This window comes from Streptomyces sp. NRRL S-350, from assembly GCF_000719705.1.
Lineage (GTDB): Bacteria > Actinomycetota > Actinomycetes > Streptomycetales > Streptomycetaceae > Kitasatospora.
Map to the genome: position 1 here is coordinate 1 of NZ_JOHO01000187.1, position 708 is coordinate 708.

Annotated in this window: 2 pseudogenes; both read left to right on the plus strand. The window is 74.6% G+C overall.

The features are described 5' to 3' along the window. A pseudogene (locus tag IF30_RS0140425) lies at positions 1 to 326 on the plus strand (NmrA family transcriptional regulator); the annotation flags it as partial. Between the two features lie 181 nt (positions 327 to 507). Beyond that, positions 508 to 708, plus strand: a pseudogene (locus tag IF30_RS50080) (DUF1772 domain-containing protein); the annotation flags it as partial.

Here is a 708-nt window from a genome sequence, read left to right on the forward strand (position 1 = left end):
TGGTGGCGGCGTTGACGGAGGCGGGGCATGCGGGGGAGGTGTACGAGGTGACGGGGCCGCGGTTGCTGTCGTTCGCGGAGGTGGCGGGGGAGTTGTCGGCGGCGGTGGGCCGTCGGGTGCGGTTCGAGGCGGTGTCGCAGGAGGCGTACCGGCGGGTGCTGGAGGAGGCGGGGCTGCCGGGGGACTTCGCGGAGTTGTTCTCGGTGATCCTGGACGGTCGCAACGCGTCGTTGGGGGACGGGGTGCGGCGCGCGCTGGGCCGTGAGCCGCGCGACTTCGCGGAGTACGCCCGGGAGGCCGCCGCCTCCGGCGTGTGGAACGCGTGACCGGCCCGAAGGGCAACACCTGCCGCTCGTACGGCAGTTCCGTAGATCGTCGGTACCGGGCGGCGCAGGCCCCCTGACCGTCCACCCCGGCCGCGGCCGGGAGCGGTGAGGAGGCCGGTGCGGCCGGGCACCGGAAGGTCCCCGCGCTGGGCGGGGACCGGGGAGAACCGAAGGATTACCTATGAGCTCGAACCAGACCCCGACTCCTGCTTCCCACACCGCTCCACAGTCCTTCCCCGGCGTGACGGGCGGCGCGGCCCCGGCCGCCGCCCCCGCCACGCGCAGCAGGGCCGCCGGGCCGTTGCTGGTGGGTGCCACCGTCGCGATGGGCCTGATGGCGGGGCTGTTCTTCGCCTTCGACGTGTCGGTCATGCCGGGCCTG